The 18563-nt window shown below is 37.0% G+C and carries 14 protein-coding genes; 10 read left to right on the top strand and 4 right to left on the bottom strand.

The window, feature by feature from the left end; genetic code table 11:
* Both DOK81_RS09420 and DOK81_RS09415 read left to right on the top strand, forming a co-directional pair.
* Positions 1–3153: an AAA family ATPase gene (locus DOK81_RS09420; protein ID WP_206910283.1), complete on the top strand. Its 3153-nt coding sequence runs from the start codon at positions 1–3 to the stop codon at positions 3151–3153.
* A 16-nt stretch (positions 3154–3169) separates the two neighbouring features.
* Positions 3170–6364, top strand: a complete 3195-nt coding sequence (locus DOK81_RS09415) for a DEAD/DEAH box helicase (RefSeq protein ID WP_206910282.1) — start codon at positions 3170–3172, stop codon at positions 6362–6364.
* Between the two features lie 104 nt (positions 6365–6468).
* Here the strand turns inward: DOK81_RS09415 and DOK81_RS09410 are convergent, their stop codons facing one another.
* Positions 6469–7176 carry an HAD family hydrolase gene (locus DOK81_RS09410; protein ID WP_206910281.1) on the bottom strand — a complete coding sequence of 236 codons (708 nt, stop codon included), beginning with the start codon at positions 7174–7176 and terminating at the stop codon, positions 6469–6471.
* A 766-nt stretch (positions 7177–7942) separates the two neighbouring features.
* Between DOK81_RS09410 and spxA the strand changes: the two genes are divergently transcribed.
* From spxA to pepF, 4 genes are all read left to right on the top strand, one after another.
* A complete protein-coding gene (spxA, locus tag DOK81_RS09405; protein WP_067483021.1) occupies positions 7943–8341 on the top strand; it encodes a transcriptional regulator SpxA in 399 nt (132 codons plus the stop codon).
* A gap of 291 nt (positions 8342–8632) precedes the next feature.
* Positions 8633–9289 (top strand): adaptor protein MecA, encoded by a 657-nt coding sequence (locus DOK81_RS09400; RefSeq protein WP_206910280.1) that lies wholly within the window; start codon positions 8633–8635, stop codon positions 9287–9289.
* A gap of 113 nt (positions 9290–9402) precedes the next feature.
* The gene (locus tag DOK81_RS09395) at positions 9403–10419 is read left to right on the top strand and encodes a competence protein CoiA family protein (protein ID WP_206910278.1); all 1017 of its coding nucleotides are present in this window, start codon (positions 9403–9405) and stop codon (positions 10417–10419) included.
* A 108-nt stretch (positions 10420–10527) separates the two neighbouring features.
* On the top strand, positions 10528–12339 hold the full coding sequence (pepF, locus tag DOK81_RS09390) for an oligoendopeptidase F (RefSeq protein WP_206910276.1): 1812 nt from the start codon (positions 10528–10530) through the stop codon (positions 12337–12339).
* A 204-nt stretch (positions 12340–12543) separates the two neighbouring features.
* Here the strand turns inward: pepF and DOK81_RS09385 are convergent, their stop codons facing one another.
* Positions 12544–13221, bottom strand: coding sequence for a ClpXP adapter SpxH family protein (locus tag DOK81_RS09385; protein WP_206910274.1), 678 nt, complete (start codon positions 13219–13221; stop codon positions 12544–12546).
* Between the two features lie 118 nt (positions 13222–13339).
* Positions 13340–13915, bottom strand: a complete 576-nt coding sequence (locus DOK81_RS09380; protein ID WP_206910272.1) for a CYTH domain-containing protein — start codon at positions 13913–13915, stop codon at positions 13340–13342.
* A 133-nt stretch (positions 13916–14048) separates the two neighbouring features.
* On the opposite strand from DOK81_RS09380, the gene DOK81_RS09375 reads away from it, so the two are divergent.
* The 4 genes from DOK81_RS09375 to mgtE are packed head-to-tail and all read left to right on the top strand — an operon-like array spanning position 14049 to position 17809.
* On the top strand, positions 14049–14735 hold the full coding sequence (locus DOK81_RS09375) for a GTP pyrophosphokinase family protein (RefSeq protein WP_206897666.1): 687 nt from the start codon (positions 14049–14051) through the stop codon (positions 14733–14735).
* Complete coding sequence (locus DOK81_RS09370) at positions 14732–15529, top strand: NAD kinase (protein ID WP_206910270.1); 798 nt, start codon at positions 14732–14734, stop codon at positions 15527–15529. The genes DOK81_RS09375 and DOK81_RS09370 overlap by 4 nt, the downstream gene beginning before the upstream one ends.
* Position 15530: 1 nt before the next feature.
* A complete protein-coding gene (locus DOK81_RS09365; protein WP_206910268.1) occupies positions 15531–16430 on the top strand; it encodes an RluA family pseudouridine synthase in 900 nt (299 codons plus the stop codon).
* Positions 16431–16447: 17 nt separating this feature from the next.
* Positions 16448–17809, top strand: a complete 1362-nt coding sequence (gene mgtE, locus DOK81_RS09360; RefSeq protein WP_206910266.1) for a magnesium transporter — start codon at positions 16448–16450, stop codon at positions 17807–17809.
* Positions 17810–17908: 99 nt separating this feature from the next.
* Here mgtE and DOK81_RS09355 read toward each other — a convergent pair whose 3' ends face one another.
* Entirely contained in the window at positions 17909–18547 is a 639-nt protein-coding gene (locus DOK81_RS09355) for a copper homeostasis protein CutC (protein ID WP_206910263.1), read from the bottom strand.
* Between the last annotated feature and the right edge of the window lie 16 nt (positions 18548–18563).

Genomic DNA, 18563 nt, shown 5'->3' with positions numbered 1-18563 from the left:
ATGAAACCACAAAAATTACGATTAAAAAACTTTGGTCCCTTTATTGATGAAATCATTGATTTTTCACTTTTGACTGAAGCACCTCTATTTTTGATTAGCGGGAAAACAGGTGCAGGCAAGACGACAATCTTTGATGGGATGACTTATGCTTTGTTTGGAGAAACCTCAGGGAGACTACGCTCGGGAAAAGAGATGCGTTCGTTATTTGCGACACCGGCGGAAGAAACCAGTGTCACTTTTTCGTTTGAACATCAAAAACTTACTTATGAAGTCACGCGTAAACCTGAGCAGATATTGGCTAAGCTAAAAGGTGACGGGAATCGTAAGCAAGCAGCGAAAGTTTCCTTGACGATTTTCGATGAATCAGGAAAAGAAGCACGTCAATTAACGAAACGCGGGGAAGTCGATGAACTGATTAAAGAACTCTTACACTTAGATGCTAAGCAATTTTCACAAATCGTATTACTGCCACAAGGGGAATTCCGTAATTTCTTGATTTCATCTAGTAGTGAAAAGGAAGTGGTGCTCCGTAATTTATTTGGTACGCAGATTTTCCAACAGTTCAATGAAATTTTAAAAGAAAAAGCTAAAAAGCAACAAAAAAAACTTGATTACTTAGAACAGGAATTGTTACTTTTGCAAAAACGCTTTGTTTCTTTAGAAGCACGAGACTTTTCTGAACTGAGCTTTGAAGAAGTGATGCAGTGTTGGACAAAAGAACAACAAGTGTTAGCAGAGAAAATCCAACTCGTTCAACAACAATTGAAAAAAGAACAAGATGCTCAAGAAAAGCTAGAAAAAGAGTATTATCAAATTCAATCTGTACAAAGACAAAGAGCAGAGAAGCAAACGTTACTTGAAAAACTAGAAAACTTGCTTGAAATGCAAGATGAAATAACAGAAAAACAACAATGGATTTGTTATTATGAGTTTGGGCAACGTTTGATTGACCCAGTATCACATAACAAAGAGTATGAAAATGAACGACAATCACTTCTTGAAGAGGAGGCAAAGCAGCGCCTTTTGTTGAACGAGCTGCAAGAAAAATTTACGCAGTGGAAAGAAAAAGAAAAAGAACGACAAAACTTGCAAGAAGCAGTTGATCGGTTAAATGATGACTATCAAGAAAAGAAAACACTGCTTCCTCGTGTCAAAGAATACAAGGAGCAAGACGAGTCACTTCAAGTGATCACTGCGGAATTAACTGATGGTACGCAAAAGTTGGCAGACTTGCAAGAGCAACAAAGCGTATTAAATAAACGTCAACAAGAAATAACACACCTCCTAACAACACAAGAAGAATTAGCAAAAGAACAACTGACATTTGCAAACTTACAGCAACAAAAAAGAGAGTGGGAAAGTGCACAACAAGAAACACAAAAACTTGACCAACAAAAAACGCAGAGTCAGCAGCAATTAGTTCAGTTAACTAGTGAAGTCGAAGAAATTCAAGAAGAACGAACAAGACATCAAGAAAAGATTGCTCGGCTTAAAAGTCAGTGGGCAAAGCAACAAATTGCTCGACTACAATTATTGCTTTTGCCAGGGGAACCTTGTCCAGTCTGTGGTTCTGTCGAGCATCCACTAGAAAATATCAGTCATGAAGCACCTGAAAAACAAACTGTGAAGCAACTGGAAAAAGAATTAGCAGATGCGGAAGCACATGCAGAATCGTTAAACCTACTTCTTGGTCAAAAAGAAGCATACTTAGCTAAGCTTGAACAACAATTAGTAAAAGAAGAAAAAGAATTAGCTAACTCACTGATAAAAGAAGCAAACTGCAAACAAACATTGAGTGAATCATTACAAGACTTTCCTTTGATCGAGGATTCATCAAAAATAACAGTTACCAATGAAAAAGTTTCAGGTTTGTTTAGTGAGATTGAGCAAAAAATAATTCAAGAAGAGCAATTATTAGGAGAAGCAAAGACGGAGCAAGGAGCCTTGCAAGCAAAACTTGAAAAAAATCGCCAAGCGGTCGAAGAACAACAAGAGATTCAGACGGAATTATTGGCGAAACATCAGCATAGCAGTGGACAATTGGAAACATTAAAGCAGCAATTAGCGACAGTTGACATCGATACACTGGAAGAAACCGTACAACGGCTGGCTCAACAAATAGAAGAGCAAAGTGAACAATTAGCTCAAGAAAAAGTAGCTGGAGAAAAAATCGATCAATCCATTGCGTTAACGCAAGCACAACTCAGCCAACTAATGGAACAATTAGAAAAATTAGTTGCCAAACAAATGAAAACACAAACAAAAATTCAAGGATTGTTAGCTGAACAAGAGTATTTTGACTCAGCAGATGCAGGAGTAGCTTTTGCGCAGCAACAAGTTGAATATGAGGAGTACAAAACAATTGTTACGACATATCAAGAAGAACAATTGATTACTAAGGCGAAACTGGCTCAACTAGAATCCGTGGATTTGTCAGCTGAAATGCCAGAGGATGCACATTTAGCTGAACAGATTGCACAAGGGAAACAATTGATTGAAGAACAACAAACAGCACTCTATAAAATTCAAGAACAACAAGAAAACAATCAAGCCATTGTGACAGAATTTTTAGCACTTTATCAAACTAGTCAAGAGCAATTGGATGAGTTGGCACAGTTACAACAACTTTCACAAACAATTAACGGTGAAAATGTGAAAAAAATCAGTTTAGAAAGATATGTCCTTCAAGTGTATTTACAAGAAGTGCTCCAAGTAGCTAACAACCATTTACAACGTCTAACGAAAAATCGGTATCAGTTTGAGTTAGCAGATTCAGTTGGGAGCTATCGTGGAAAAACTGGATTGGAAATCAATGTGTATGATGACGAAGCAGGTATGACACGAAGTGCACATACCTTGTCTGGGGGAGAAAGTTTCATTGCTGCCCTCTCGTTAGCGTTAGCATTGGCAGAAGTTATTCAGGCACAGTCAGGCGGAATTACTGTTGAAGCACTATTTATTGATGAAGGGTTTGGTTCTCTAGATGAAGAAGCTCTAGAGATGGCAATGGAAGCTTTAGAAACAATTGAAAGTGAAGGAAGGATGATAGGAATCATCAGTCACGTAAGAGAGTTAAAAGAACGAGTGTTACAACAAATAAGAATCGATGCAAAAGGTAGTGGACAAAGTACCGTTCGCTATCATCTTGGATAAAGGGAGATTGATAACGATGAAATGGAGTATTCCGGAAAAAGTGATTGAACGCGGACGCAAATACTTGCAAGAAGGTCGAGTGTTATCGGTTGTTCCTGATCAAGAAAATAACGTATGGCATGCTGAAGTATTAGGTAGCGAATTATACATGATTGATTTAGATGGTACAGCAAAGGAAGTTGATTATTGCCAGTGTCCTTATTGGGAAGAGCATCATTATTGTAAACATACGGTGGCTGTTGAATTATATCTTCGTTCCAAAAATGTTTCTCGAGTAATGAGTAAAGATCAGCAGATGCTTGAACCAGTTCGAACAGTTAGTGAAGGTGATATTTTAAGCAAAGGGTTTGCACGTTTACAGACGAAACAAACAACGCGTGCCATCCAGCCGCTAATTGTTGAGTACCAAGTCGAAGCAATTGAAACCAATCAATACCATCCAGAATTAGCGTTACTAGCAGTTTCTTTGAGAATCGGCTATTTAAAAGCACCTAAGAAAACCTATATTGTCAAAAATATCTATGACTTTTTGCAAGCTTATACAGAAAATGAATCGTACACTGTAAATAAACAATATCAATTTGAATTGGATAGACGCGCGTTTCAAGGAGAAGATCAAACGATTTTGAGCTTATTCGCTGGAACGGCACAAACACAACAACTACTCGGTGTCAGTGGACTACAAGTCAAAGGAAAATTAGACAAACGATATTTGATGTTACCAGTAGAGCAAGCAAAATATTTATTGGAGCAGATGAACCAAACCACTCGTTTGCAAGTGATGGTGGATCAACAAACCTATCAAGGAATTGAATTTTCAGAACAAGAAAAGCCACTGCATTTTAAAGTAGTTAAAGAAGATGATGCGTATCTATTACGTGCTGAAAAGACATTTGATTTATTTTTTACCCACTATCAATGGGGAATGATACAAGGAACTTTCTATTCTTTGACGAAACAACAGCAAACGATCTATCTTACTTGGGAACAACTAATGAAGCGTTTTGAAACGCCGCAAGTCAAATTTGAAAAGAAACAGCTTTCTTCACTTTTTAAAGAGTTGCTACCTTTGTTGTCTCAGATTGCAGAGGTTGAAGTAACGGAGGATGTAGAGTCAGAAGTTGTAGACATCCCTGTTGAATTTGTGTTTTTCTTCAGAAAGTCTAAAGGAAAAATTCAAGCACGAATTGATTTCATTTATGAAGATGTCATTTATTCAACTGATAAGAAGCATGAAGTACAATCAGACTCTTCTCGTGAAATTTTACGAGATCAAGCACAAGAACAACGAGTGATTGACTTATTCAAGATGTATCACTATCAAGCAAACGAAACTGGCTATGAGCGTGTGTTGCCTACAGGAGAAGAATTATATGCTTTTTTTAGAACAGAATTAGCTGTTTTTCGTCAATTTGGCGAAGTTCGCATTGGTAAAAAATTACGCGAGCTGTATTTGGATGCGCAAAAGCATCAACCACAAATTGAAGTGACTGAAACAGGTTCATGGTTAGATATACGGTTTGATGTGACAGGCATCCAAGAAAAAGAAATCGATCATGTATTACAAAGCTTGTTGCGCAATGATGCGTTCTATACACTGGAAAATGGTCAAGTATTATCCTTTGACTCAGAAGAATTTCAACAAACAAGTGAAGTTTTGCGTCAATTGAGAGAATCGATTCGCTCGGAGTCAGGAACGATCCATGTGCCCAAAAACCAAGGTTTGATTGTTCAAAGCCAATTATCAGGAAGTCGAGCAACCTTTAGTGACTCTTTCAAAAAAATGGTGCAGGATCTGATCCAACCAGAAAACTATGAAGTAACGTTACCTGAAGGATTGCATGCCGAACTACGTGATTATCAAAAGCAAGGATTTCAGTGGTTGAAGATGCTTGGTCATTATCAATTTGGTGGAATTTTGGCGGATGAGATGGGATTAGGGAAGACCCTGCAAACAATTGCTTTTTTACTTTCAGAAAAAGAAGAAAAAAATGAGCTATCTGCACTGATTGTTGCTCCTGCAAGTCTGATTTATAACTGGCAAGCAGAAATCAAAAAATTTGCACCTTCGTTAAGTGTCCAAGTGGTAAATGGAAATAAAAAAGAACGGGAAACACTTCTTAAAAATGATGTTGATATTCGTGTAACCTCTTATGCTAGTTTGCGACAAGACGTTATTGATTATCAAGAGATGCCAATTCAATATTTGGTTTTAGATGAGGCACAAATGGTAAAAAATAGTAGTACGAAAACGGCGCAAGCCTTAAGAGAACTACAAGTTCCACAACGATTTGCGCTGAGTGGAACACCAATTGAAAATAATTTAGAAGAACTCTGGTCATTGTTTGCGACAATCATGCCTGGTTTCTTTCCGAATCGAACAAAGTTCAGGGAACTTTCGACAGAAGAGATTGCACAGATGATTCGCCCGTTTGTTCTGAGAAGAGACAAGCAAACGGTTCTTCAAGATTTGCCAGAAAAAACAGAAATGAATTTATATTCTGCTTTGACGGAAGAACAGAAAACAGTTTATCTTGCTTATTTGCGGCAAATGCGGGAGGAAGTAGCTTCAATGGATGCAGAAGCATTTAAGAAAAATCGAATCGGAATTTTAGCTGGTTTGACACGCTTACGTCAAATTTGTTGTGACCCGCGCTTATTTATTGAGGATTATCAAGGGGGCTCAGGAAAACTAGAACAAGTGAAGGATCTGTTAGTTGCTGCAAAAGAAAACAACCGACGTGTGTTACTCTTCTCGCAATTTACTGGAATGCTAAGTATTCTGGAAGAAGAGCTGGCAGAACTAGGGATGACAACCTTCTACTTACGCGGAAGTACAAAACCACAAGATCGTTTGACAATGGTAGATGCTTTTAATGAAGGAGAACGAGATGTCTTTTTGATCTCATTGAAAGCTGGTGGAACGGGGTTAAATCTAACGGGAGCAGACACGGTTATCTTGTATGATTTGTGGTGGAATCCCGCAATTGAAGAACAAGCTGCCGGACGTGCGCACCGAATTGGCCAAAAAAATGTGGTAGAAGTTTGGCGAATGATTGCCGAAGGAACGATTGAAGAACGAATGAACTCTTTACAAAAAGAAAAACGAGAGTTGTTCCAAAAAGTAATTCAAGGAAACGAAGAACAATTAACGAAGCTGACAGAAGACGATATTCGCATGATCTTAAGTGTGGGTGAATTGGAAGAATAGCTTGAAAAAAAAGGAATGTTTTTGAAAAAGGTTACCTAATATTATCGCTAAATAGGAAAAAGCTTCCGGACAAAATAATTGTCCAGAAGCTTTTTTGATTTTTGTTAGGCAAATACAGACTCCATTGTTTCAAGTAATTGATCAAACGAACTAATTTCGATATCTGAAACAGGAGTTGTATCAATCGTTCTTCCACGATGATTAAACCAAAGTGAATGCCATTCTGCACGATGTGCGCCCAGAACATCATTGTCATAGTTGTCACCAACATACAGTGTTTCTGCTGGGTTCATTGAAAAGGTTTCGGCTGCTAATTGGAAAATTTCTTTTTCAGGTTTTTGAAACCCAGTTGCTTGAGAAACAATCATATTTTTAGTTGGAATCCATTTAGCTAATTGGAGCTGGTTTAATTTTTTTGATTGGTGATCTGTTGGGCCATTCGTAATAATGCCCATAGGTACGTTTTTTTCTTTTAGAAAGTCGAGTGTTTTGCGAACCTCATCATGTAGACAAATATTGTTTAATTCATCTTCGTATACTTGTTGGAAAAACAAACCATCTTCTTCAGTAATATGTGGATAATCTAAATCTTTTAGCGACTGGCTAATCCGATGTGCCCGCATATATTCTAATGTCCATTCCCCAGCCATCACTTTTGGGAAGTTTTCATCACTATGATGACGGAAACGAATATATAATGGATGCATATCTTCATCTGAAACCAGCGGAACCACTTTATTCACCGCATTTTTAAATGGTTGTTGTTGGTCATACATTGTATCGTCAACATCAAATACAACAGCTTTAATCAAATCTTACACGCCTTTCGATTTTCATTTGTTTTTTCACAAATCCTTCATCATTGTATCAGAAAAAAATCTCGATAAACGTTGATAATAAAGGTTTTTATTACTGTATTTTCTAGTCGTTGTTGTAACAACGTTTTTAAATTTCAGTTTTTTTCACCAAAAATGAGACAAAAAAGAAAAGAACAATCAAAACACTTAATTAGGCTTTTTTGAGATTATATTGTTGTGTGCTTTTGCTTTTAAATCTAAAGAAAAGTTTTAGAAATCGAATTTTGATACAGCATCAAAATTTCGTAGAAAACTTTAAATAACATTATTTTTCTTTTTAATTTAGAATTATTTTAATTGATTGTTTTTTATGTTAATAGTGGCTGTTATTTAGTACAGATGAAATAGGCGTTATGTTAAACATTTTTAGAAAACAGTAAGAAGGTATAATTGATCTTGTGGGAATAAAAAACATATCTACGAGAATGTATCCGATTTCTTTTGGCTTTGACGTTTTTAAAGTGGTACAGTTTTTTTAGCTGTTTAATTTTGCAGAAAAATTGGAAAACGATTGGAATTTTCTCATTTTAAAATGTGTATTAAAATGAAAAACCTTGCTTTTACTGTAAATAAACCTTAGATAACATTCATTTTTAAAAAAAAATATAAAAAAAAAGGTAGCTATTTAATTTGCGATTAGGTATAATAGAAACAGATGGAAGATGAAATGAGTCTTCTGTTACAAAAATGTGATGATTTTCACGAAAAGGAGTGGTGCACGTTGTTAACACTATATACTTCCCCAAGTTGTACATCCTGTAGAAAGGCTCGCGCGTGGCTGCAAGAGCATCAAATCCCCTTTGTTGAGCGTAATATTTTCTCTGAACCGTTGAATAGTGCAGAATTAAAAGCTATTTTACAAATGACAGAAGATGGTACAGAAGAAATTATTTCAACACGATCAAAGGTATTTCAAAAGTTGAATATGGATTTAGATGAGCTACCATTGCCAGAGTTACTAGACTTAGTTCAAAAAAATCCTGGATTGCTTCGTCGTCCGATCATGATTGACGATAAACGTTTGCAAGTTGGTTTTAATGAAGATGAAATTCGCCGTTTCTTACCGCGTGATGTTCGTCAATTAGAGTTACGTCAAGCCCAGTTGATGGCTGGTTTATAAAAGAGTATCGAACTTGGAAGACTGTCTGTAGATAGTCTTCCAAGTTTTTTGTTATAATAAAAAACTTGGATGCTATTTTTAGTTCAAGGATCATGATTATTTATTTTTGGTTAGATAAAAAATCATTACACAATTATAAAAAAGAGCATCAGTTGATTGTTTCAGTAGCTGCTTCAATAAAGAAAGATTTTTTAACTTTCTATTGGTAAAGTAAGGTTTTCCTTTACATTTAATTGGTTTTCGCTACAATGAAGCTATATTAACCGTTGTGGCAAAGTGAGGTGTTGCGAAATGGAAATGGAACATATAAATGAAAATACCATCCGCGTGTTGATTGGTCATGAAGATTTAGAAGAACGAGGTGTCTCTTTTTTAGATTTATTGGGCAATCATAAAGAGATTGAGAATTTCTTTTATAGTATTTTAGAAGAAGTCGACATCGAAGAAGAATTTCGTGGAAGCGAAGCTGTGACTTTCCAAGTTTTGCCAAAAGGTGATGGACTAGAATTATTTATTAGTAAGAATTTGCCTGATGAAGAAATGATCCAAGCGCACGATGGTCCGATTGATTCAAATGATGTTAGTGAGTTTTTGCGTCAACAAGTCATTGATGATTACGATGAGACCAAAGATGGGGAAGATGACTCTGTAAAAACGGATGAGAGTCGTGCAATTTTTGTATTTGATGACTTTGAACAAATGATTCAGTTAGCTCAAGATGTACAGTTGGAGTCTGCTTGGACGGATTTATATTTGTTTGAAGGAAAATACTATTTATCAGTACATTTTTGGCTTGAAAATCTTAACCAAGTGGATGTAGAAAATCAAGTTGCGAGAATTCTTGAATTTTCTAAGAAAAGTGACCGCACTGCAGATGCATTAAGCGAACATGGAACATGTTTAATGGAGCGAAATGCGATTGAACGTACTAGATTTTATTTCAACTAAATAGCGATATCGAAAAAGTCATTGTTGATAAACAATCAACAATGACTTTTTTTTGCAAAAAATTCATTAGAAATCGCGTAACTTCTTTTGACAAATGAAAAAGGGTGAATACGATGTTGTATGCAATCAATCGATGGGGAGAAAGATATCGCGCGGATGATGCTGAAAAACAAGAAAATTATTTTTGTCCAGGTTGTCGTTTACCGGTGATTTTAAAACAAGGGAAGCAAGTTCGGCCGCATTTTGCGCATAAAAAAAGTAATTTATGTCAAATGTTTAGTGAAGCAGAATCAGAGGAGCATATATTCCTGAAAGAAGTCTTTTATCAATGGTTAAAAAAATTCAATGAAGAGGTAGAAATAGAACCTTATTTACCCGAATTAGCTCAAAGACCCGATTTGCTTAGTGAGAATCTTGCGTTTGAGATCCAATGCTCGCCATTAATATATTCACGATTTATTGAACGGACAATGAATTATAAGCGTAAACAGTTCACCGTTTGGTGGATTCTTGGTAGTGGTTTGATTAACAAGAAGCTATTGTCGGAACAAAAATTATCTCAATTGGTGAAAGGAAGTTGCCGCTATGATGAACAACAAAATGTTCATTTTTGGGCAGTGGACAGACAAGCAGGAAAGTTGTATCTCTATTATCGATTAACGCTGTCGATTACTCGGAAAATCAGTTATCAAGTGATGGAATGGCCGTTTTATACTTGCTCCTTAACTGAGATTTTGACAAAGAAGTGGTGTAGCAGGACACAAATGATTGCTAATCGAGCTAAAAAAGGTATTTATCAGGAACTCGATCGGGAATTACGTCGGAAACAAGGTTCTCTGTTAAAAGTGCAAGAGTTTTGTTATATGAGAGGAAAGCATCTTCTTTATCTTTCATCATGGATTTACCAGCAAAGTGAATTTTTCTTTTTCTTTGGTACAAGTGTAGTTGTGTATCGAGTACTTTTTGAGGAAACAGTGCAAGAAAATCGATTGCTTCATTATCTTTTCTGGCGGGAAAAACTTGAAAAAATTGTGTCAGAGTGGTTATTTCCACTGATATCGAAAGAACAAACGTATTGGCGATTTTTTAAAGAGTGTTGTGATTTATGGAAAAAGAAAGAAGATAACTAAAAAGTTGAAAAACTTTTGTTAGAATATTTAGACTAATTTAAGCAAGAAGCTTTTGTCTGAGAAAATTTGTGATAAGATGAAGAAAGATTAAGAAAAGGAGTCGATTTCATGAGTGAAACAACCCAATTACCGAATCGTGAAGAATTATCCGAAAAATTAACTTGGGATTTGACGAAAATTTTTGCAAATGATCAAGAATTTGACGAAAAATATCAAGAACTATCTGAAGAACTGACGCAAGCAGAAACATATAAAGGAACATTGGCTAACGGCGCCACCGCATTTTTGAATGCGCTTGAGTTTGTTTTAGATGTTTATCGTAAAATTGAAGTATTGTATGTTTACGCTCATTTGAAGAATGACCAAGACACTGCAAATACGACATATCAAGCTTTGCATTCTCGTGCTGGCAGCTTAATGGCAAAAGTAGGGGAATCTGTTTCATGGTTAGAACCAGAAGTTCTACAATTGTCCGATGAAACGATTTGGAGTTACTTTGAAGAAGAACCAAAATTAGAAATTTATCGCCATTTCGTTCAACAAATGGTTGATAATCGCGCACATGTCTTATCCGCTGATCAGGAAGCACTTTTAGCTGGGGCTGGCGAGATTTTTGGCGCATCAAGTAGTACGTTTTCAGTGTTGAACAATGCTGATTTAGTTTTTCCAACAATCACAGGGGAAAATGGTGAAAAAATCCAACTTTCTCATGGGGTCTATGGTCAATTGTTAGAAAGTACAGACCGTTCTGTACGCGAAGCGGCATTTAAGGGATTATATGAAGTGTATGAACAATTTAAAAATACTTTTGCTTCGACTTTGAGTGCGCATATCAAGGGATACAATTTTAAAGCGAAAGCACGTCATTATGGTTCTGCTCGTGAAGCTTCTTTAAGCAATAATCACGTTCCCGAAAGTGTGTATGATACATTGGTTGAAGTAGTGAATAAGCACTTGCCATTGTTACATCGTTATATGGAGTTACGTAAACGTTTATTAAATGTGGAAGAACTACACATGTATGATTTGTATACGCCAGTATTGGGTGAAGCGCCAATCAAGTTCTCTTATGAAGATGCAAGAGCAAAAGCCTTGGAAGCTTTACAGCCAATGGGTGAAGAGTACATGGCAGTTGTTGAAGAAGCATTTGCTGATCGTTGGATCGATGTTGTTGAAAACAAAGGGAAACGTAGTGGGGCGTATTCTTCAGGAAGCTATGATACAAAGCCATATATTTTGTTGAATTGGCATGATACATTAGATCAATTATTTACCTTAGTTCACGAAATGGGTCATAGCGTGCATAGTTTCTTTACTCGTTCAAACCAACCGTATGTTTATGGGGATTATTCAATTTTCTTGGCGGAGATTGCTTCGACGACGAATGAGAATATTTTGACTGAGTATTTATTGGAAACAGAAACAGATCCTCGTGTGCGTGCATACGTATTAAATCATTATTTAGACGGTTTTAAGGGAACAATTTTCCGTCAAACACAATTTGCTGAATTTGAACATTTTATGTATGTTGAAGATGCAAAAGGTGTGCCGTTAACGAGTGAATATTTAAGTGAAAGCTATGGCAAATTAAATACAAAATATTACGGACCAGCAGTGGAAGAAGATCCAGAAATCAAATATGAATGGTCACGTATTCCGCATTTCTACTACAATTATTATGTTTTCCAATATGCAACAGGATTTTCTGCAGCCTCTGCATTAGCGAAGAAGATTTGGACGAAAGAACCAAATGCATTGGATAATTACCTAGCTTATTTAAAAGCAGGTAACAGTGATTATCCAGTGGAAGTAATGAAAAAAGCGGGTGTTGATATGACGCAAGCAGCTTATATTGAAGATGCAATGGCCATGTTTGAAAAACGTTTGGACGAATTAGAAGCGTTGATCGGTGAGTTATAAAAAGCAAGAAAGAAAAGAAGGTTTCTGCTGAGAAAACGAATCTTTCATGTGGGGATACAGGAGACGAGTTGTCTTCTTGTTGTCCACCTAAAAAAAGAGTCTCGACTTTTGTCGAGGTTCTTTTTTTAATGAAAGAAAAGCCTCCAAGACAGAGTGTTCAAGCAGTCTTGGAGGTCAAATAGATCATATTTATTTTGAATAAAATTAATTTGAAAGTAAGGATAAGTGGCTTGCGCCAGTTGTAAACTTTGAACCAGTTGTATGTAATTGCTGACCAGTAAAAATTTGGTAGGATTCATCAGTTACTTTACAAAGTTCTTGAATACGGTGAACAGTATTTGTGCCTTCGACTAAAACGCCGAAATCACAATCATATGCGTAATTATAAACAACAGCGGAAGGATGCTTAGTAATTCCCATCTCTCGAGCGATTTTCTGGTCAGAGAAAAAAGCTTCCTTTACAAATTCAGATTGACGGTCTTCTTTGAACATTGCTAGATCTCCACCAATAGACGCAAAAAGTTCCTCAGATAAAGCTTGTGAATAAGGAATATCATTACAGCCTACAGCTTCTTGCAATTTAATCAAAAACTGACGTCCTTTTTTCTTTCCTTGAAACTGTGCAGCTTTACAATCAAGTGATGCAGAGTAGATTGTTGAAAATAAATTGTTACGTTCTTCTAAATTTTGACGATCAATACCTCGTGTTTGCATGACATCCCCAATTGTCTGCAAGTTAACTAAAGGTAAAAAACGAAATTGAACTTTTTTGTTTTTTAGATTTGTCGTCCCATATTCTTCTTCGATGAACTGTAACAGCTGCCGTTCCATATTAAAACAGTATTTCCCCAAAGGGTTCACGAAAAGATAAATTTCGATCATACGAATCTCCCCCAAAAATAGATTCTATATAATTAGTGAATTCTTTCATCCACAGACTATAACTTAACAGAAAAAGCACAAAAAATGAACTCATGCGCCTTGTGAAAATGAAAGAAATCTAATTTTTTGCTTCGATCATTCGATAGATTTTATTTTTTGCTGGACGATAAGGAAGATGGAACGAATCTAGAAACTGCAAAAAATCAGCACTGGTTGTGTTTGTATCTTGCACTTCGAGCTCTAATTCATAGTCATGTAAATTCTCTGCCCAACTTTGGTCAATGGCTAAGAGACCTTCCTTTATGTGAAATTCTGCACGTTCAGTCGTTAGCTCTCCAGTTTTGATTAGTTGAGAGGAGTGAATTCCAAGCTCAATTAATTTTTCAAAGACGTGACCTGTGACTGGTAGCACATTTGATTGAAGAATGTCATCAGCACACGCTCGAGTTAGTGTATCAGTTGTTTCTAATAGACCTGATGCAACCGGAGTTTTTAGTGTGTATTCTGCCAGTTCTTCATATCTTCTAATGCGTAGTCCACAATTTTTTGCTTTTAATTGAAAATCAGGTGTATCAAAATAGCTATTTATTTGAGTTTTAAAATCGTTCGCTGTCAATTGATAATGAGCAATCAATTGTTGATATTCTGTTTGAGAAAGCATTGTTTTAAATTCGATTTCTAAATTTTCTGCCATGTTATTCGCTCCTTTTTTCTTTATTTTGCCTAAATTTTCTTTTCTGGTCAATGAAAGGGTGAACGATTACGGAAACTATTGGTTATATGGTAAAATAGGCAATGAATGTCAGTGCAAAGTAGAGGTATGAGTTATGGAACGAGATTGGGAAACATTTTTAGCACCATATGAACAAACTGTATCAGAATTGAAAGTTAAGTTACGCGGGATTCGTAAACAATTTCGTGAACAAAATCAACATGTGCCGATTGAATTTGTAACTGGTCGTGTGAAACCAGTCGATAGCATTGTAACAAAATCTCAGTTACGACATATTCCAATGGGACGGCTAGAAGAAGAAATGTCTGATATTGCGGGATTACGTATTATGTGCCAGTTTGTCGAAGATATTCACCAAGTTGTAGAGGTGATTCGTAACCGTAAAGACATGAAGGTAATTCAAGAAAGAGACTACATTACGAACAAAAAAGCGAGCGGGTATCGTTCCTATCATTTAGTAATCGAGTATCCTGTTCAACTGATTAACGGTGAAAAAAAAATCTTGGCTGAAATCCAAATTCGAACATTAGCGATGAATTTTTGGGCGACAATCGAACATTCGCTAAATTATAAATATCAAGGTGTTTTTCCAGAAGAAATGAGCGAGCGATTACAACGCGCCGCAGAAGCCGCGTATCAATTAGATGAAGAAATGTCTAATATTCGCGAAGAAATCCAAGAAGCACAGCGCCTATTTTCTCATGGTCGAGGAAAATCAGATGATGTTTATTATCGAACGTTGCTAGATAAAGAAGATGAGAAGCAAGGAGGCAACGAATGAAAGTAGCCATTGTTCATAATAATGAAGCAAAAACATTAGAAGTTACCGAACGGTTGGTTGCTCTTTTAACGAAAGCTGGTATCAAAATCAATGAAAAAAATCCGGAACTGGTAATTTCAGTTGGAGGGGACGGAACGTTACTTTCGGCTTTTCATCGGTTTAATCATCGGTTAAATGAAGTTCGCTTTTTAGGTGTGCATACTGGACATCTTGGTTTTTATACAGACTGGCGCGATTACGAACTAGAAGAGTTAGTGGATAGCTTGCTGACAACGCGTGAACAAAGTGTTAGTTACCCTTTACTCGATGTGCGGATCAGTTACACCAATAATCAACCGGACAAACATTTTTTTGCATTGAATGAATCGACAATCAAACGAGCAAACCGGACAATGGTTGCGGATGTGTATATCAAAGATGAATTGTTTGAAAGTTTTCGAGGTGATGGCTTGGCTATTTCAACGCCGACCGGTTCCACTGCGTACAATAAAAGTATTGGAGGGGCAGTGATTCATCCAAGTATCAATGCTTTTCAATTAGCAGAAATAGCCTCTTTAAATAATCGTGTCTTTCGGACGTTAGGTTCGCCCATCGTTATTGGGCAAGACGAGTGGGTTGAAATCAAATTAGAAAATACAGAAGATTATTTGGTGACAGTCGATCAATTAGACGTGGCAAAAGGACACATTCATTCAATTTATTACCGAATTGCGAAAGAACGCATCCATTTTGCTTCTTATCGACATATGCATTTTTGGCATCGTGTGAAGGATGCCTTTATTGGTGAGGGATAGTATGCAGTTTACATGGATATACCAAAAGGAACATCCGCAACAAGTAAAATATTTCTTGAAAGAACAGGGAATTTCTAAAGGTTTATTAGCAAAAATAAAATTTCAAGGTGGCGAGATCAAAGTCAACGACCAAGTCGAAAATGTCTTGTTTTCTCTGACGGACAATGATAAGGTAACCATTGTGATTCCTGCTGAGGGAGAGCATGAAACAGTTCTTTTAGATGAGACGCCAATCGATATTGTTTTTGAAGATGAACATGTTTTAGTCGTCAATAAACCAGCAGGTGTTTCTTCGATTCCGGCACAATACCATCCCAATGGTACGATGGCGAATCGAGTCAAAGCGTATTACAAAAAACAAGGGTATGAAAATCAAGTGATACATGTAGTAACCAGATTGGATCGAGATACATCTGGACTGATGCTATTTGCCAAACACGGTTTTGCTCACGCAAAGTTGGATACACAACTTCGAGAAAAGAAATTTACGAAAAAATATCAAGCGTTAGTTAGCGGGAAAATCGATGAACTGCAAAAACATGGAAGTATTGAATTGCCGATTGCGAGGGATTATACTTCGTTACTGAAACGAACGATTTCTCCAGAAGGTCGAGCAGCGGAGACGGAGTATTGGCTGGACCAAGCTTTTTTAGATGCAGCATTGGTTGATATCCAGCTTCATACAGGACGTACGCATCAAATTAGGGTTCATTTTGCTGCAATAGGTTGTCCTTTGTTAGGTGATGATATGTATGAAGGACGTATGGATTTGGGCATCCAAAGGCAGGCGCTCCATTGTTATGATTTACGATTTTATCATCCGTTTACTCAAGAATTATTGGAATTTAAGCAGCCATTAGCAGAAGATATGGCTGCAGTGATCAAATGTTTTAAAGATTAAGGTGAGGTGAGATTGGTTTGGACGAAAATCAAGAATTAGAGGAAAGATTTGCCCAGTTGGCTCAGGATTTGAAGAAAAATAATATTCAAGAATTTAGAAATGATTTCTTGGAGATGCACATTTATGAGCAGGGGCAGTTCTACCAGTCACTCCCTGAAGATGATCGTCAATTGATCTATACGTATCTTTCGCCGAAAGAATTAGCTGATATGTTCGATGTGATTGAAGAAGATAATGAACATATGAAGGAATATTTGGCGGAAATGCGACCAAGCTATGCTGCGGATATGTTAGCAGAAATGTATACCGATAACGCAGTCGATTTGTTAAACACATTAGATAAAAGACAAACAGCTAAATATTTAAGCTTGATGTCCACTGAAGATGCTAGTGAAATCAAAGAATTGTTACACTATGAAGATGAGACAGCCGGTGCCATCATGACAACGGAGTTTGTTTCGATCGTTGCCAATCAAACTGTTCGTTCAGCGATGTATGTGTTGAAAAATGAGGCGGATGTAGCTGAAACGATTTATTACATTTATGTGGTCAATCAAGAAGGAAAACTAGTTGGTGTTATTTCTTTGCGTGATTTGATTGTCAATGATGACGATACGATGATCGCTGACTTGATGAGTGAGCGAATCATCTCAGTGCATGTGGGTGATGACCAAGAAGATGTGGCGCAAACATTCCGAGACTATGACTTTCTAGCATTGCCAGTTACTGACTACGATGATCACTTGTTAGGGATCGTAACGGTTGATGACATTATTGATGTTATTGATGATGAAGCAGCAAGTGATTACTCTGGTTTAGCCGGGGTCAATGTAGAAGAAGTCAATGAAAATCCGATCAAGGCTGCATCCAGGCGACTACCGTGGTTGATTACGCTATTATTTTTAGGTATGTCAACAGCGTCATTGATTAGTCATTATGAAGACCTCGTGAGTGAAGCAAGTATTTTGGCGGTGTTTATTTCACTAATTACAGGGACAGCTGGGAATGCGGGGACGCAGTCATTGGCGGTTGCTGTGCGACGACTAGCTATCTCCGATGAAAAGGAAAATAGTTTTACACGATTGATTCTAGCAGAAGTTTTTACAGGTTTAGTCACTGGAGCAGTGACAGGTCTGACTATTTTCTTGATCGTTGGTTTTTGGAAGAATAATTTTATTCTAGGATTTGTTATTGGAATGGCAATGTTGTTTGCAATTACAGTTGCTAATCTAGCAGGAAGTTTGATTCCAATGTTGATGGATCGTTTGGGGTTTGATCCGGCAGTTGCGAGTGGGCCATTTATTACCACTTTAAGTGATCTGACAAGTGTATTGATTTATTTTAATATTGCTTCTTTATTTATGGGGTATTTTATGTAAGGTTGTGGCTCAAAGCGTTCAGCTCCAATAAATTAGCGAGCAATCATTTATACTATAAAAAAGAGTGTGACCTCATCAGGCCACACTCTTTTTTTGGGATTAATCCAGTGAAACAATTTTTGTCCCATGTACCTCAGCAACACCCAATTCTTTTGCAACTTGTTCTGCGTTTTTATCAGATACACCACCGCCGGGTAAAATAATCAAACGATTATCTGCATACGCTATTAATTCTTTCAAATGCGCAAAGTTATTCTCAATTGGTGTACCGGCTATACCGCCATGGGTTAAAATTCGTTCAACGCCATGTTCAACTAGCCAATCGATTGCTTCAAATTGACGTTCTTTAGGGATGCTATCAAATGCCATATGGAAAGTGATCTGTAATCCTTCTGCTGTTTCAATCAACAACTCTAAGGCTTCTTCATCTAACCAACCAGAAGGAGTGAGACAGCCAATAACAACACCATCTGTTCCTAGTTTTTTTGCTTCAATCAAATCAGTATGCATGATTTTTAATTCAATATCGTTGTAAACAAAGTCGCCTCCACGTGGACGAATGATCGTCATCACGGGGATTTCTTTTTCGCCAGCGTAGCTTAAAGCTTCTTCAATTACGCCAGTGCTTGGTGTGGTTCCCCCCACAGCAAGGTTGTCGCATAACTCGATCCGGTTCGCGCCGCGGGAAATCGCTAAAGGGATCGAGGTGTAATTTTCGGCACAAAATTCTCTAATCATAAACTGCACTCCTTTG

Source organism: Enterococcus sp. DIV0660C, assembly GCF_017316125.1.
Lineage (GTDB): Bacteria > Bacillota > Bacilli > Lactobacillales > Enterococcaceae > Enterococcus_B.
The sequence above is the reverse complement of the archived record's forward strand: the minus strand, read 5'-3'. Positions and strand labels throughout refer to the sequence as shown.

What these genes read in the sequence shown, in the direction of transcription:
- DOK81_RS09420 (WP_206910283.1), top strand. Translation starts at nt 1, where the DNA reads ATGAAACCACAAAAATTACGATTAAAAAACTTTGGTCCCTTTATTGAT.
- DOK81_RS09415 (WP_206910282.1), top strand. Translation starts at nt 3,170, where the DNA reads ATGAAATGGAGTATTCCGGAAAAAGTGATTGAACGCGGACGCAAATAC.
- DOK81_RS09400 (WP_206910280.1), top strand. Translation starts at nt 8,633, where the DNA reads ATGGAAATGGAACATATAAATGAAAATACCATCCGCGTGTTGATTGGT.
- DOK81_RS09395 (WP_206910278.1), top strand. Translation starts at nt 9,403, where the DNA reads ATGTTGTATGCAATCAATCGATGGGGAGAAAGATATCGCGCGGATGAT.
- pepF (WP_206910276.1), top strand. Translation starts at nt 10,528, where the DNA reads ATGAGTGAAACAACCCAATTACCGAATCGTGAAGAATTATCCGAAAAA.
- DOK81_RS09385 (WP_206910274.1), bottom strand. Translation starts at nt 13,221, where the DNA reads ATGATCGAAATTTATCTTTTCGTGAACCCTTTGGGGAAATACTGTTTT.
- DOK81_RS09380 (WP_206910272.1), bottom strand. Translation starts at nt 13,915, where the DNA reads ATGGCAGAAAATTTAGAAATCGAATTTAAAACAATGCTTTCTCAAACA.
- DOK81_RS09375 (WP_206897666.1), top strand. Translation starts at nt 14,049, where the DNA reads ATGGAACGAGATTGGGAAACATTTTTAGCACCATATGAACAAACTGTA.
- DOK81_RS09370 (WP_206910270.1), top strand. Translation starts at nt 14,732, where the DNA reads ATGAAAGTAGCCATTGTTCATAATAATGAAGCAAAAACATTAGAAGTT.
- DOK81_RS09365 (WP_206910268.1), top strand. Translation starts at nt 15,531, where the DNA reads ATGCAGTTTACATGGATATACCAAAAGGAACATCCGCAACAAGTAAAA.
- DOK81_RS09355 (WP_206910263.1), bottom strand. Translation starts at nt 18,547, where the DNA reads ATGATTAGAGAATTTTGTGCCGAAAATTACACCTCGATCCCTTTAGCG.